19 protein-coding genes are annotated in these 14,179 nt (G+C 43.4%); 18 read left to right on the top strand and 1 reads right to left on the bottom strand.

Annotation, left to right across the window (positions count from 1 at the left end; all coding sequences use genetic code 11):
• Positions 1 to 18: 18 nt before the first annotated feature.
• Positions 19 to 204 (bottom strand): helix-turn-helix domain-containing protein, encoded by a 186-nt coding sequence (locus ABD985_RS20330; protein ID WP_345375024.1) that lies wholly within the window; start codon positions 202 to 204, stop codon positions 19 to 21.
• 235 nt (positions 205 to 439) lie between these two features.
• On the opposite strand from ABD985_RS20330, the gene ABD985_RS20325 reads away from it, so the two are divergent.
• The 18 genes from ABD985_RS20325 to ABD985_RS20240 all read left to right on the top strand — a co-directional run bounded on the left by ABD985_RS20325 (position 440) and on the right by ABD985_RS20240 (position 14,169).
• Positions 440 to 889, top strand: a complete 450-nt coding sequence (locus ABD985_RS20325; RefSeq protein ID WP_345375022.1) for a hypothetical protein — start codon at positions 440 to 442, stop codon at positions 887 to 889.
• Between the two features lie 7 nt (positions 890 to 896).
• On the top strand, positions 897 to 2,363 hold the full coding sequence (locus ABD985_RS20320; RefSeq protein WP_345375020.1) for a hypothetical protein: 1,467 nt from the start codon (positions 897 to 899) through the stop codon (positions 2,361 to 2,363).
• Between the two features lie 13 nt (positions 2,364 to 2,376).
• Positions 2,377 to 3,171: a hypothetical protein gene (locus tag ABD985_RS20315; protein WP_345375019.1), complete on the top strand. Its 795-nt coding sequence runs from the start codon at positions 2,377 to 2,379 to the stop codon at positions 3,169 to 3,171.
• A gap of 59 nt (positions 3,172 to 3,230) precedes the next feature.
• A complete protein-coding gene (locus ABD985_RS20310; RefSeq protein WP_345375017.1) occupies positions 3,231 to 3,860 on the top strand; it encodes a hypothetical protein in 630 nt (209 codons plus the stop codon).
• A 6-nt stretch (positions 3,861 to 3,866) separates the two neighbouring features.
• Positions 3,867 to 4,253 (top strand): hypothetical protein, encoded by a 387-nt coding sequence (locus ABD985_RS20305; RefSeq protein WP_345375015.1) that lies wholly within the window; start codon positions 3,867 to 3,869, stop codon positions 4,251 to 4,253.
• A 148-nt stretch (positions 4,254 to 4,401) separates the two neighbouring features.
• The gene (locus ABD985_RS20300; protein WP_345375013.1) at positions 4,402 to 4,755 is read left to right on the top strand and encodes a hypothetical protein; all 354 of its coding nucleotides are present in this window, start codon (positions 4,402 to 4,404) and stop codon (positions 4,753 to 4,755) included.
• Positions 4,746 to 4,913, top strand: a complete 168-nt coding sequence (locus ABD985_RS20295) for a hypothetical protein (protein WP_345375011.1) — start codon at positions 4,746 to 4,748, stop codon at positions 4,911 to 4,913. The genes ABD985_RS20300 and ABD985_RS20295 overlap by 10 nt, the downstream gene beginning before the upstream one ends.
• A 12-nt stretch (positions 4,914 to 4,925) precedes the next feature.
• A complete protein-coding gene (locus ABD985_RS20290; protein ID WP_345375010.1) occupies positions 4,926 to 5,195 on the top strand; it encodes a hypothetical protein in 270 nt (89 codons plus the stop codon).
• A 115-nt stretch (positions 5,196 to 5,310) separates the two neighbouring features.
• Entirely contained in the window at positions 5,311 to 6,180 is an 870-nt protein-coding gene (locus ABD985_RS20285; RefSeq protein WP_345375008.1) for a hypothetical protein, read from the top strand.
• Positions 6,177 to 7,001 (top strand): hypothetical protein, encoded by an 825-nt coding sequence (locus ABD985_RS20280; protein ID WP_345375007.1) that lies wholly within the window; start codon positions 6,177 to 6,179, stop codon positions 6,999 to 7,001. The genes ABD985_RS20285 and ABD985_RS20280 overlap by 4 nt, the downstream gene beginning before the upstream one ends.
• Positions 6,964 to 7,140, top strand: coding sequence for a hypothetical protein (locus ABD985_RS20275; RefSeq protein WP_345375005.1), 177 nt, complete (start codon positions 6,964 to 6,966; stop codon positions 7,138 to 7,140). Before ABD985_RS20280 ends, ABD985_RS20275 begins: the two co-directional genes overlap by 38 nt.
• A gap of 5 nt (positions 7,141 to 7,145) precedes the next feature.
• Positions 7,146 to 8,006 (top strand): hypothetical protein, encoded by an 861-nt coding sequence (locus tag ABD985_RS20270; protein WP_345375004.1) that lies wholly within the window; start codon positions 7,146 to 7,148, stop codon positions 8,004 to 8,006.
• Entirely contained in the window at positions 7,997 to 8,341 is a 345-nt protein-coding gene (locus ABD985_RS20265) for a hypothetical protein (RefSeq protein WP_345375002.1), read from the top strand. The genes ABD985_RS20270 and ABD985_RS20265 overlap by 10 nt, the downstream gene beginning before the upstream one ends.
• Positions 8,341 to 8,991 (top strand): hypothetical protein, encoded by a 651-nt coding sequence (locus ABD985_RS20260; protein WP_345375000.1) that lies wholly within the window; start codon positions 8,341 to 8,343, stop codon positions 8,989 to 8,991. Before ABD985_RS20265 ends, ABD985_RS20260 begins: the two co-directional genes overlap by 1 nt.
• A complete protein-coding gene (locus tag ABD985_RS20255) occupies positions 8,978 to 9,541 on the top strand; it encodes a glycoside hydrolase family 108 protein (RefSeq protein ID WP_345374999.1) in 564 nt (187 codons plus the stop codon). Before ABD985_RS20260 ends, ABD985_RS20255 begins: the two co-directional genes overlap by 14 nt.
• A 7-nt stretch (positions 9,542 to 9,548) precedes the next feature.
• Positions 9,549 to 9,983 carry a 3TM-type holin gene (locus ABD985_RS20250; RefSeq protein WP_345374997.1) on the top strand — a complete coding sequence of 145 codons (435 nt, stop codon included), beginning with the start codon at positions 9,549 to 9,551 and terminating at the stop codon, positions 9,981 to 9,983.
• 73 nt (positions 9,984 to 10,056) lie between these two features.
• On the top strand, positions 10,057 to 10,608 hold the full coding sequence (locus ABD985_RS20245) for a hypothetical protein (RefSeq protein WP_345374996.1): 552 nt from the start codon (positions 10,057 to 10,059) through the stop codon (positions 10,606 to 10,608).
• A gap of 102 nt (positions 10,609 to 10,710) precedes the next feature.
• A complete protein-coding gene (locus ABD985_RS20240; protein WP_345374995.1) occupies positions 10,711 to 14,169 on the top strand; it encodes a zincin-like metallopeptidase domain-containing protein in 3,459 nt (1,152 codons plus the stop codon).
• Positions 14,170 to 14,179 lie beyond the last annotated feature (10 nt).

The following is a 14,179-nucleotide window of genomic DNA, read 5'->3' as shown; positions in this document are numbered from 1 at the left end:
CAAAGTGCATATAATGTATTAAACGTTAATTCGTTTAGGCACCCCATAAGCCTTCACAAATCGATCAATCTCCTCTGGATTCAACTGCTTCCTTCCTCTTATGCCAATGCGCTGGCACAAATCCGTAATCTTATTCTTGCTGATGCCATAGGCGTTGGCTAATTCTTTCTTGGTGCAAAATGGGCCGAGTGTATTGATGTTCATAGTTATTGAGAAGGGATTTTTGATTTCAGATTATAGGATTCAATATACAAAGACCTGTGGATATAATTTTTTCAAGATTCCACGACTCGCACTCGTTCGCCCCATTTCGCACTTTTTTTCATGAAAAAGCACTATTACGCCCTTTTTAAGCCTTTTTCTCCCTAGTATTCCCACACTTTCCATCACTCTCCTTACCTAATTTTTTTGTCGTTTTTCCTAGTTGTATACTTGAATCATGAAACAAGTATTACTCATTGCTGGAGGGATATTCGTTGCCTGGATGACACTTAAAGTCAGGATTGAAAAACTGCTATTGAAGGATTTTCAATTAAAGCTGGATAAGGTAAGTGCTTCGGCAATTTCCTTTAAGGTACAGTTCCAGGTGTTGAATGAAAATCACTTGGCATTTCGGGCAGAGAGCATGAAGGTGTCTGTCTCAGAGCTGCAGGCTGACGGAAGCATAAAGGTCTTGGGAGAAAAGGAGATTGAAGGGAAGCGACAATGGCCTGAAGGATTTCCGGCAGGAAAGGAAATGTCGGTGACGGTTGGAGTGGACGGAAAGATGAGTGCATCCCTGATCCGACAAGTGGTTCAGGAGCGGAAAGCTCCCACACTTGTCGTCAGGGTAATGCTTAAGGGACACGAACAGTCCATTCATGTAGAACAAAGGTTGGTACTTAAATAGGAAGTTTATGATGCAGATTCAATACCTCAACGGATTGGGAGTAGTAGCGACCCGAAAGCGACAGATTCTTTCGGGAATGGCCTATGAAAAGTATTTCAAGAGCCCTTTGAAGACTGATCCGGTATTGCATAAGGATGGAAATACCTTTGATACCATTCAGTTTATGGAACAGATTGTTCGGAAGACACTGGAGGACACAAAGGCGATTGCCAAAGTGCTGAAGGGAGAACGGGTGCAGGAGACTTTGCAAAATCTCTTTGCTTTTCTGTATAGGCATGTGCAGTACCGTATTGATACCCCTGGAGTGGAACAACTGAGACGACCTTCCCGTACCTGGGCAGATCGTTTTGAGGGGGTGGATTGTGATTGCTACTCCATCTTTATCTCCAGTGTGTTGACAAACCTGGGAATCCCTCATGCTTTCCGGAAAACCAAGTATGGAGGAAAAAGCTACTTCCAACATATCTATGTAGTCGTGCCTAAGCGTCGTTTGGCAGACCTGAATTCAAGGGTAGATTATTGGGTGGTAGATCCGGTAATGGATGCTTTTGATACAGAGAAGCTTTATTCTGATAAACATGATCAGGTTGTGGTGGGATGGAATAGAGCGGCAAAAAGTATGGAGGGGATTCCCATTCATTTCCTGAACGGAGAGCGCTACTATAGTCAGGAGGTAAAGCAATACCTTTCCGGATTGGGGAATGTAAAGGATGTGTTATTTACCGATGGGAAGGCGACCTATGCCAGTACGGGAGAGTTGGGATTCCTGAAGAAGCTTTGGGATGGAGTGAAGAAAGTCGCCAAACCACTGGTGCAGATCGCCACGCCTATTGTATCCAATGTGATCCCGGGAGGCTCGGCGATTATGCAAGTAGCCAATAGCTTGCTGAAGACAGGTGGTGAGACGACTACAGAAAGTGGTGCTCCTCCACTCTTACCGGTGGATACCCAAAATGCTCAGGTAGTTCAGAATCCTACGGCTTCTGTATCGCAAACGGCGACAGAAGGAAAGTCTTCTGGAATAAAGCTCACGGACATTCTGGAATTACAGCGCATTGTTCGTCAGGATATGCAGAAGTCGGCGGACAAGGCAGTGGATAACACAAAGGTACTGGAAAGTGCTTCTCGCAAGCTGAATGGGAAGATTAACCAGGAATCAGAAAATATAAAGAAGTTGAAGAGGGCTATGCAGCTCCTGAATACACGCTACAAAGAGACGGCTGAAAGCACAAGTAAAATGAAAGAAGCAGCAACGATCCAGAATCAGCGTGTACTACAGCTAAAGCGAAATAGCGATCTCAACTTCTCCAATCTCAAGAAGGCAGTGCAGTTGACGAATGATAAAGCCAATTCGGGAACCGCAGTTGCCATGGAGGCACATACCAAGGTATTGCAAGAGTCAAACAAAAAGAAAAGTGCGAGTTGGTCAACATGGTTAGGGCCAGCCATAGGTTTTGCCTTGACCATGATTTAAAATCAAAAACAGAATGCAGTTGAATAGAGATTACAAGGAGGCATTGAAGAATACGGGAGGTATTGCCGCCGGATCGATCATTGGCAAGAAGTTCTTGTCCAAGCAGAGTGCTGCGGTCAGCCTGAGTTTGGTGGCGTTGGGAGTCTATCTGCACACACAGAAAAACTCCAAGGTAGATCCGGCCATTGCCAATGCATTGTTGGCAGCAGGAGCTACGGGAGCTTTAAACAATCCTCAGGTATTGGAACAGTTTCCCGCCTTGAAGGGATTAGCCGGGACCGATGACCTGGGGAAAGTGATTCAGGCGAGTGACGGAAAACACTACTTTGTATCGGATACTTCTCAGACGCAGTTGCCTGCAGGAGCGACACAACAGGTGGTGTACGATCAGCAAGGAAGACCTTTCGTAACGGTGAGTGGAACTTCCGTGGAAGGATTGCTGGGAGACATGGATGTGGATGCGTATGTCAATGGCGTGGAAGGAATGAATGGAGACATTGTAGAGGAGATCCTTTCCGAAATCAGGGGCATCTCAGGAATGGAAGGCATTGATGATCTAGTCGGTTTGGAAGGAGACGAAGAGGAAGAACGGGAAGGCTTTGAGGATAAGGAAATGGGAAGCCTGGATGAGTTGGTAGGCACCGAGGAAGAAGATGAGCTGGACGGTTTTGAGGGACTGGATGGTGAAGAGGACGAAGATCTGGAAGGGTTTGATGAGGATGAACTGGAGGGCCTGGAAGGAGATGAAGACGATGATGAGGAACAGCTAACCGGTAGGGATATCAAGGCGCTGGAGAATATGGTATAGGCAAATGCCGAAGAGGATTTTGAATTAGGAGAAAACAAAAATTACGACTACAGACTACTATGAGTGCGTCAATTTTAGCGGATACATCCGTAGAACAACGCTTTTTGTTTAGAAAAGCAAAAACGAATAAGGGGGGCATTTTTGAGGCTACCCGTCAGGCCATCCTGAAAGGCGATGTGCGATTTGCAGAGGCCGATATTACTCACAGAAGTGATATTTCCGGAGGCTCCAGTATCAAGGACCTGTTGCTGCCGACCAATGATAAGGTGGTAGGTTTATCCGACCTTCAAGGATCTATGCTTGATCCGGGAGTGAATGCAGCGATTGGTCGATTGAAAGTGGGGTATGCGGCCAATGATCCTGTTGCCAATCCAAATTTCACGGCAGCAGATGTGATTTACTCTTCAGACATTGCCTTGTTTCCTAAAGAGTTACTGAATGCCAAGTTGCAGTTTATTCAGGATGGAAAGCAACTGTTGAGCTTGCCGGTATCTCGTTTTACTACGGCAGCTAAGTCTTCCAAGGTGCAAGGGGTTGAGGACGTATTGCACTTGAATACCTTGATGCTGTTGGTAGAGCGAAAGGATATCAAGGTGCGTTTGGAGTTCTCTCCAAGTCAGGTAATGCCTGCAGGAGTACAGCATTTTCTGGAAGTTCGCCTAATGGGAACGCAAACCGAACCGAAGTAATAGCGGATGAAGAAGGAGTATTATTATCAGGTGGTGAATGTGAAGTATCCGTCCGGTACGCCGGTCGGCACACTTCATAAGGAGGTTTCCTTGTCCAACGCCTATGATCATTGTGTGGGAGTGGCATTCTACCCCATCGCTACTTCAGGAGCCAATGATTTCTTTCGGGTGGGAATTGCAGACAATAGTCAGGATTATGTGCAGAATATTCCTTTCAAGGCACTGATGTCTGACCCTACTGCTGGATTGCAACAGGCGAACCGTTTTGCTCCTTTGCTGATTACAGGAAGAGGTCATGTGGTGAAAGTCAGGACAGAGTTTACAGCGGCGATTACGGCAGTGGTGGAATATGATTTGATCTTCCTGATGGAAAGGGATCGTAAATGCAGTTAACCATAGCTTTGGGATATAGTATCGGTTTTTCACTATAATCATTCAGAGGTAGAAATCCCGTAGGGACACGCTACCAGCGTGTCCGGACTGATTGATTATGGTCAGAGGTATCGGTATTCAGTAATGGTAATTAAAAGGAAATAGCAACATGCAGGTGATCAGGATTGAGAAGGATAACCTTGTGGAAGGAGGCAATACTTTTAAGGTTGATAATTGTATAGGATTCATCGTTAGTAATAAAGGAAATACCAATGCTTACCTGGGGTATGCCGATACGGGTTCCATTATCTATACCATAGAAGCCGGAAAGAGCTTTGCCCATACCTTGCCTTCGGGAAGTGCTTTTCAGGGAGACCTTTTTGTCAATTTTGAGAATGCAGATCAAGGGTTTATTGAGGTGGTTAAGCATGTGGTTGTAGGACAACAGACCAGTCAATTTGATGTGATCAATAAGATGTTGCTGGAGATTCAAAAGCAAATCAAGGAGAAGGGATGCAGTTAGGAATGTATTATGTCATGCGGGAGGTGGAAGGTTCATTAGGACCTGTCACAGTGGGACAGGAAAAAGGATTGGAAGTAGAGGAGTTATCTCCAGTGGAGATTGTGGTGGCCTTGCCTTCCCATGGTTTTCCTTATCAGTTTCCCTTTGTCCTTTTGTAAGAAAGGAAACGAATGAAAGAGTTATTTGAGAAAGTGGGGATTGTAGCAACAGGCATGTCCTTGCAAACGACGGTCTTGAAGTTGATCATGGACATTGACCTGAATACGGTATATGTGGTGAGTACTTCATTGTTGTCCTTGGCATGGATGCTACTTCGGTTGAGAAAAGAAATTTTAGACATTTATCAAAATGGCACAAAAGACACTATTGCAGAGGTTCCAGCAGATCTTCAAGGAACCGAGACCGGCAAGGAAGAGGCCTCAGAAGAAAGGAGGAAATAAGTGGCTAAAGCTGTATAAAACTTATTTGAGCAGGTTTAAGCGAGAGCGAAATGCCAAGAAAAAAGCGGTTTGGCGTAAACGCTATTTGCTTTATTATCGCAGGTATTTCAAAAGCATGCGAAGTGCTTTTCAGAAAGCTTACCAGCGTTATCTGGGCAGGTTCAGAAAAGAGAAAAACAGCAAGCGGAAGACAGTCTGGCGCAAGCGTTATACAGACTACTTGAACAAGTATCGCAAGTCTTTGGAGTATTTCTATCAGGATACGTACAAAGCGTATTTGTCCCGGTATCGAAAAGAGAAAAATGCCAAACGCAAAGGGGTATGGAAGAAGAAGTACCAGGAATACCAAAGGCGTTATATCAAGGTCATGCGGTTCTCTTACCAGCGCTTGTATCGAACGTACTTGCAGCGCTATAAAAAGGAGCGCAATGCCAAGAGGAAACGAATGTGGCAAAAGCGGTACAAACAGTATGCAGCACTTTACAAGCGATCATTGAGGGTGCTTTATCAAGACAACTATAAGGCTTACCTGCATCGCTACAAAAGGGAAAGGAATAAAAAGCGTAAGGCAGTTTGGTTGAAGAAATATCGTTTCTATCTCAAGAAATACCAGGCGTTGTCAGGAAAGACGAGAAGAAAGGTTCGTGGACGCTCTCCCTCCAGGTATATCACAAAGCGGGAGCTGAAAGGAGCCATGATTCGTCTGGTAAAAGTAGTGATGCAAAACGAGCGGGATATCCGGTATATGAAGAGGCAGGTACATCGCTATTTACAGGATCTTTCTGGTATTGATCAGGGAGAAGCGATGCAAAAGATGCTGGAGGCTAAGCATGCAATTCGACAAGCTTATCTTAAACAGCGTGTCGCCTTGAGTGTATTGCAGCAATTGATTACACTTTATAAACAGGCCCAAGAGAAAGAAGAAGGAAGCCGTCTTATGACAGCAGCAAAACCAGTGAAACAGATTCAAAGTAAGGCATCATGAATTTAGAACAGATCTCTTCCGTTCTTGCCGGAGAGAAATACCAGTACGACATTTTGGTGGAAATGGATGGGAAGCTCACCCGTGTGCGGGAGAAGATTCGCCCGTCTGATGTTCCCGAGAAAAATGAGGAAGAGATCAAATCTGTTGCCTTGCGTTTTGATCAGAACCTGGTGTATGTACAGAGAAGGCACCTTAGGGGAAATGCAATTGTACTGAACAACACACCGGACCCGGTAAAGGTCAGTGAAGTAAATAGCATAAAACAGAACCAGCCTACTGGGTTGGGGACTCCCATGGAGGATAGCAACGAACGGTATTATCAGTTTGTCATCAAGCGATTGGAGCGGGATGTAGATTCATTGGCTTCCAGAAACAATAGTCTGGAGGGGGAAAACATGAGTCTGAAGAAGGAGAACTTTGACTTGGAGAAAAAACTGTCCATGAAGGATTTTGAGCTGCAGAAGGTAGAGTCCTCTGGAGGAGGTTTGGACGGTTTTGGTGGGTTGATTGAAAAGGTTTCTTCCAATCCTGTATTCTCCATTGCCTTGGGCAGGATGATGAATGTACCGGACGAAGCATTGGCAGGCATTATGTCTGCCAGTCTTCCTGTCTCTGCGGGTCAGGGTACTTCTTCTAATCAATACAGGGAACGAGTGACGCAATTGGCCGACGCTTTGGAGGAGCAGCCAGAAGAGTTTGTGATTCAGGTGGGTGCCTTGGTAAGGTTGTTCATCCAGAATCCGGCATTACTTTCATCCATCATTCAAAAATTTGCAGGAAAACATGGCGGAGATAATCATCAAGACCAAAACGAGGAATAGTGTGGAGGTCTTACAGTTGAAGGCAGCCCTTCAGCAACTGGCCAATAACTTGTCTGTAACTACCCTGGAGGTATTAGCAGATAAGTCTAACAAGCCGGGAGTAGAGAAGAAAATACAGATGTTTAAACATTTAGTGTAGAAGGAATGAACCCCTATTGGATGGCAGCCGGGAGTGCGGCAAAAGGCGTGAAAAATGTGGCGACGGCAGTGGCTTCTTCTGATACCGTACAATCGGTACAGCGTGGTGTATCGGAAGACTTGAGAAAACCTTGGCATTCGTCCAAGGTAGTGTGGGCGGCTATGCTGATAGGTGGGTACTTTCTTTGGCAGAAGTTTCAGAAGAACAATGCGAGTGATCAGGTAGGGACTAATACGCCTTTGGGAAGAGCCGGAAGGTATGCTTCTGAATTACATACGGGAATACATGTCAATTGGCTGGAGTGGTTTAAGCATGGGGCAACGAATGAGGAAGGGATTATGCAAGTGGCTAGAGCGATTGCGGCAGATCCAGAAGTGAACTTTGAGTTGGTACAACGGCAGTACAGAACCTTGTTCAATAGAAACCTCAATGAGGATTTGGTCAAGGAAGGTGATATCTACCATGCGTTTATTCAGGTAGTATCTGTTCCCACAAGTTCGTTGATGAAAGTGAGTAACACAGGACTTCCCAAGAAGGAGGAACAGTTTCCAAAGGTAGTAAGTAGCTTCTTTGTCATCGCAGATCCCTTGGCTTATTTCGATGCACCGATTTATTCAGGTATGGACCTGAAGCAAAAGGTGTACGTACCTAATATGACTTACCTGGGAGTCTATGCCGGGGAGGAAGGAAGTATGGTAAAGGTATTTCTTGATCCTGAAAAGCTGGAACGAATAGGTTATTTGGATAAGAAGGCTATGTATCAAAAGAAAATCTATGACCGTCAGGAATTGGATCGTATGCTGAGAAATGGAGAAATAAAGCAATTGAATACAAAGCTGATTGAAAAGTTTAAAGCATGGATATAACAACGATAGGACTGATCATGGGAGGCCTTTGGTTATTGGGAAGTGGAAAGAAGAAAGCCGTTGTACCTTCCAGTGTGTCTAACGCAACAGGTGAGCAGACAGTAATACGTTTGGGTAGTCAGGGAGAGCATGTAAAGAGGTTGCAGGCAGCATTGTATAAGATCGGAAACCAAGAGGTGAAAAACATCCTGATCAAGACCTCTCGAAAACCTGATGGTTCATGGGATGGAAAAGTGGGAACTGGTACGTTGTCCGCCTTGAGAAGGTTGCAGTTTCCAGAGGTATTAAGCAGTTCACAATTGAAGGTAATTTTGGAGTATGCAAGCAAAGGATAATGAAAAGCTATCTCAATGCAAGTACGGTGCAATCAAGAGGTATTCGGAATAATAACCCAGGGAATATCGTACAAAGCAGTGTTCCCTGGAAAGGGAAATTACTTTCTCCTAACGATACCCGGTTTGAGCAATTCAAGGATTTGCTGCATGGCTTGCGGGCGTTGTTCCTGAATCTCAATACTTATTACGAGAAACGAGGGTTGAGGACGATTAGAGAAATCGTTTACCGCTATGCTCCTCCCCATGAAAACCATACAGAAAACTATGTACAGCATGTGGCCCGTGTCGTAGGAATTCCGGAAGATACAATGCTTCCCAAACAGGAAGAGGTGTTTCTTCGACTGGCAAAAGGTATTGTTCAAATGGAAAACCGAATGGAAGACCGTCATCTGGTAACAGAGCAGGATTTAGTTGGTGGATTACAGTTATCAGGCATTTTTACTTTTCCGGGAGTAAGTTATACAACTGCATTCACAGAGAGTGGGCGGCAAAAGATAGGAGGAGTATTACTCTTGGGCGTGTTGGTAGCCGGATACCTGGCATGGAGGTATTATCGGACAAAGGAGGCTTCGGAAGAAGCATTTACGGTAGTAGAGAATGAAAGTGATACAAACCAATTAAAACCAGAATTTGATCATGTGCAGTTTTGAGAAGGCCTATAAGAAAACCATTGTACACGAAGGGTTTTATGCCAATGTGGAAGGAGATATTGGAGGGGAAACCTATATGGGTGTTTCCAGGTATTATCATCCGGATTGGGAAGGATGGCCCATAGTGGATGCAGAAAAGGAGAAGCAAGGAGGTAGACTCCCTTGGAATTATAGAATCAGAAATAGTCGATTGGAGCAATTGGTACAGGCCTTTTACAAGAAGGCGTTTTGGGATCATCCCGGCTTTGGAAGAATCTACGATGAAGCGCTGGCAATTCAGCTATTTGACTTCTATGTCAACGCCAGACACCATGCAGTAAAGGTGATTCAAAAAGTATTGAATGAGGACTTTGGAGAAGGATTGGCAGTGGATGGAATTTCAGGTCCTAAAACCATTGGGGCTATCAATAGGGCTTTTGCAGAAATGCTATTTGAGTGTTTCAAGGAGGCACGAATGAAATACTATCAAAGGATAGCCCAGAGAGGACAGAATCAGAAATTTCTCAAAGGATGGATGAAAAGGGCAAAGAGTTACGAATATATCGCTTAGGAAAAAGATGGATTGGATAAAGAAGTTACTGTCGGGAAGTGCCGATCGATTGGTACAGAGTATTGGACAAGTGATTGATGAAACCGTTACGACGGACGAAGAGAAAAGTCAGGCCAAGGAGCGTATTTCCATTCTAGTCATGGACAATCTTCAAAAAGTATTGGAAATGCAGTCTCAGGTAATTCTGGCAGAAGCAAAAGGAAATGCCCTGCAGAGAAACTGGCGACCGATTGTAATGCTGATGTTTGCCTTTGTGGTGGTTTATGCAAAGTTCCTGGCACCTGTTTTCCAACTGGAGCAAGTGCCTTTGGAAAACCAGTTTTGGGAGTTGCTGGAGATTGGTATTGGAGGATATGTGATTGGGCGAAGTGTGGAGAAGGTTGCTGGAAAGGTCACAGAGAAAATAGATTTATCCTTTCTACGGAAGAAGGATCGATCGTAGAGGTATACCAGCTGGATTGTTTATTTGAATGATTTTGTGATTAAATTAAGATGAAATCAAAATATACTATACTATGAGCAAGCTAATAAAAACTTTAATTCCCCTTATTCTATTGATTGCGACAACAATAGTATTCAGTTGTAAGACTAATCAACCGCTTAATACTCAACTAATAGAAATTGATGAAACCAAAATAGGCATTGAGTCCGAAGCTTTTAGAGGAACGATCTATACAGAGAAATATCCTCATAATTATTTATTTCTTAGTGAAGTAGATTCGACTTCTTATCGTTGGACGCCTTCTCAGGATGAGATTTTAAAAACGGAAAGTATTTTAAGAAATAAGTTAAAGGAATCAGCTCAATATGTCCCAATGAATGGAGCTTCTGGTTGCCCAATAATCCATAAAAAATTGAAGCATTATTATAGACAATATGTCGCCTTCAAAAATGAGAAGGGAGAAAGAATTATCCATATAAACTGTCATTGGGATAAAAAAAGAAACTATTACGCTTACGATACAGACTATACGTTGGTTATGGATGGATGTAGCTATTACTGGAGTGTAAGCGTCAATTTAGATACTGGAGAGTTGTTTGATTTATGGGTTAATGGAGTAGCCTAGTATTCTTATGATTTTCTAAGTGTGTTGGGCAGATTAATGGTATTTCTAAAAGTTGGTTGTGGGTGAAATAAAAAAGCGGTTGGCATTTGCCGTCCGCTTTTTTTGAACCCTATTCAAGGTGGATTAAAAGAGCGAGAGATGATAGAGTTATTGGCGGTAGCAGGATTGGGGTATCTATTTCTATCAGAGGAGAAGGAGCAGGTAACACAAAAGCCAGAAGATTATAAAACATTGCTGCATGGAATTCCAAGAATGAATCAACGTGCAGCCATTAGGACGCATGGTGTAGTTGGGACTCCTATGGAAGAGTTGGTGGCCTTGTCGGGTAAGACCAAGGATGTTTACGAGATCATATCCAATAAGATTCTGGAAAAGATTAAGGAGAAAGGACTCTTCTGGAGAAAGCCATGGAAAGCGGATAATATGCCTTTTCTTCCTCCCGTTAATTTTGCTTCAGGAAAGCCTTATAGTGGGATGAACCAGTTCTTGTTGGCCATGGAAGATAAGGACAGTCCTTATTGGATGACCTTTAGGCAAGTGGAAGAAAAGAAAGGAAGAATTAGGGAAGGCAGTAAATCAGCCATGGTGATTTATTACGAACTGATTGTTCGAGATCCCAAAGGCAAACGTATGACCATTAATGAATGGAACCGCATTCAGGCGCAACTAAAGAAGTCAACATCTGGAAGGGAGCAGTTGAAAGAATATAGTGTTTATCCGGCATTACGCTATTACCGGGTATTCAATGCGGAGGATATTGAAGGGATTGAATTTCCTGAAGTAAAGCCCAAAGCCACACCAGAAGGAATTGCTTCTGCCAGGAAGATTATAGAAGGAATGCCACAACGTCCCCAAATCAAGCATGGAGGTAGTAGGGCTTTTTATAGTCCTTCTTCTGACTATGTACAGATGCCTCCTTATACTTCTTTTGATCCGGAGCAGGCGTATTATGCAACCTTATTTCATGAGCTGGTTCATTCGACAAAAGACAAGAAGCGATTGAATCAACCCGAAAGAGGTGGACGAAAGTTTGGGGATCACAAGTATGCCCAGGAAGAGTTAGTGGCTGAGGTTGGGGCAGCCTTTTTGTGTGGAGAAGCAGGTATTCTTTTCAAGACTATCGATAATACGGCAGCTTATGTGAAGGGGTGGAGCCAAGCCTTGGTAAAGGATATGGAGGATGATCATAAGTACATCTTCAAGGCAATTTCTTATGCCCAAAAAGCAGCGGATTATATCCTGAATAAGCAGAAGGAAGTCGTAAAGAATACTCCTTTAGAATTGCCTAAACAGCAAGCTACTTCGGATCAATATGTTTTTGTAAAGGCTCCACAAAGAGGAAAGAAATATACCATTAAGGAGTGGAATGAGCTATTGAAAGTGGTAGGAGAAATGGTCCATGGAAAGCATGTTTTGGTCAAGGAGCTATTGCAAGAGTCAAAGGAGGCTCATGAAACCTGGAAAGCAATGGTGGGGGAAAAGCTTTATGATGCCATTCAGCGTCAAAGCCGTACCTATAAGCCAGAGGAAGTGATTTTCCGTCATGGAGGGTTGCTGTATCGTTACCTGTATTCCGCATTGCGAATGGAATCTGAATATATGGAAATCAAGAAACCTCGCTTTGCCGATAAGAACGAACGTACCCGGGAGAACTTTATCAAGGTCTTGGATGAACAATTGAAGTTAGCTTTTGAATCAGCCAAAAAGTATATCGCCTTCTTTACGTCTAAAAAGATTCATCAGGCTAAAAATGCCCAGGAATATGTGGATGCAGTAAAAGAACATGGCCTGCATATGGAGCATTCCTTTATGATGACACAGCTTGCAATACAGCATAGCTTTAAGATAGGAACTAATGATACCTATTTCTATGAATATCTGAGTGGAAAAAGAAGGTTGGTTGAATTAGACGAGAAGAGGGTAAAGGATCAGCAGAAGGAGCAAAAAAGAAAACAAAAGGTTGCTGGACTTTACAAGCAGCATGCTCAAGAGTTATTTGAGTCTGTAGGAAGATTCTTTGACCGAAAGTGGAAGCCTACTCGTACCAATGTGATTCGTCATTTCAAGGAAGACCTCAAGCAATTCCGTTATGAAAGCCGACAAAACGAGGACCTTTGGCTTTACAATGGCACCTATACCATAGAGGAAAACGGTAGAAGTAGGGAGAATCCTGCGTTCTTTATGCGTATGCCCTTCTTTCATATGGATTACAAGAAGAAAGAGAATGTCTATATCGATAAAGCAGATCAGGGAAAACAGATCCTCTTGATGCTTATTTTGTATTGGCAATGTGCGTATCAGAAAACCTCTTATGAAGACGTGATCAACAAGTGCTATGCTTATGTGAATACCGATAAACGATTCTGGGAAGTCGTGAAACTCTTGGAAGAGAAAGTAGACATTCAGAAACGCTATGAATCGGTTAGAAAAGAGACTTTAGGCGCTGAGAAGGAAAAAGAGATTGTGAAGAAAAAAGCGTCCTCAAAACAAGCTTCTAAATTTCTTCTAGAAGATATGCCTCTTGAGGTGATCAGTACGGATACCAAACGTTTCCAGAACCGTACAGAAGACTACTCAAAAACCAGCAAGAATAAGATTATACAGGCTGTTCATGAAGGGACTTTTGATTGGGCGATCTTTGATCCTATCACCGTATGGTACGACAAGGAAAAAGAGGTATACGTTGTCATTTCAGGACATTCCCGCTTGGCAGCTTTCAAAGTATTGAGTAAGAAGAATAAGGAATTCTCAAGTATTCCAGTCAAGGTGTTTAAAGGGACTGAAAAGGAAGCGATTCATATGGCACTTAACTCCAATACACTTTCTACCAAAGAAACGGAGTTTGAGCGAGCAAACTATTATCGTAACCAACGCAAGAAATGTGAGGTGTTAAATGGTCCGGCTGAGTGTGAGAAGAAAGTGATCCAACAGGTGAAGGAACAGGAAGGAAAGAATGCCAACAAGATTATCAATCTCTCCTACCTCAACCCCAAGGGGTACATGTGGCAAACCGTGACGATGTTAGAGAATTCTGATGAGACCAACAGAAATATAATTCATACGATAGCGGATTGGACCGGGGAAGCTAGAAATCTTTATCCTCAGCTGACGAATGCCCATGAATCGGAAATAGCCCGATGGTTAATCGAAAAAGGCTACGGTACAAAGGCGAGTCAATTCAGTAACAAGCGTAAGTTCTTGGAACGATTGAAGAAGGCGATTGATCGAAAAACGACCTTTGGAAATTTTGAGGCAAAGGAACCACTCAATATTGCATTCAATGTAGGTAAGTCTTCTACAGAGGAAGCTTTTGATAGCCAATACAATGCCTTAAAAGCAGAAGTGGAAGAAGCGAAAAAGATCCTGGATGAAAAGCGACAACGTTTTTATCAAGCGGTACAGGCAGATGATATCAGTAAGGCAAAAGCGGATCAAATGCTACAACAATATATTGATATTCTCAATGTGAAGGAAAGCAAGTTGAATAAGCTGGGAGTCTCCAAGAATCGGGTAATGGATGAGGGCAAACGACAAGGAAGTTTATTTGGGGTACAAGAATGAAGAACAGGAG

Origin of the sequence: Algivirga pacifica, assembly GCF_039543525.1 — a bacterium.
In the GTDB taxonomy this organism is placed as follows: Bacteria; Bacteroidota; Bacteroidia; order Cytophagales; family Flammeovirgaceae; genus Algivirga; species Algivirga pacifica.
This window is presented reverse-complemented; position numbering and strand designations above follow the sequence as displayed.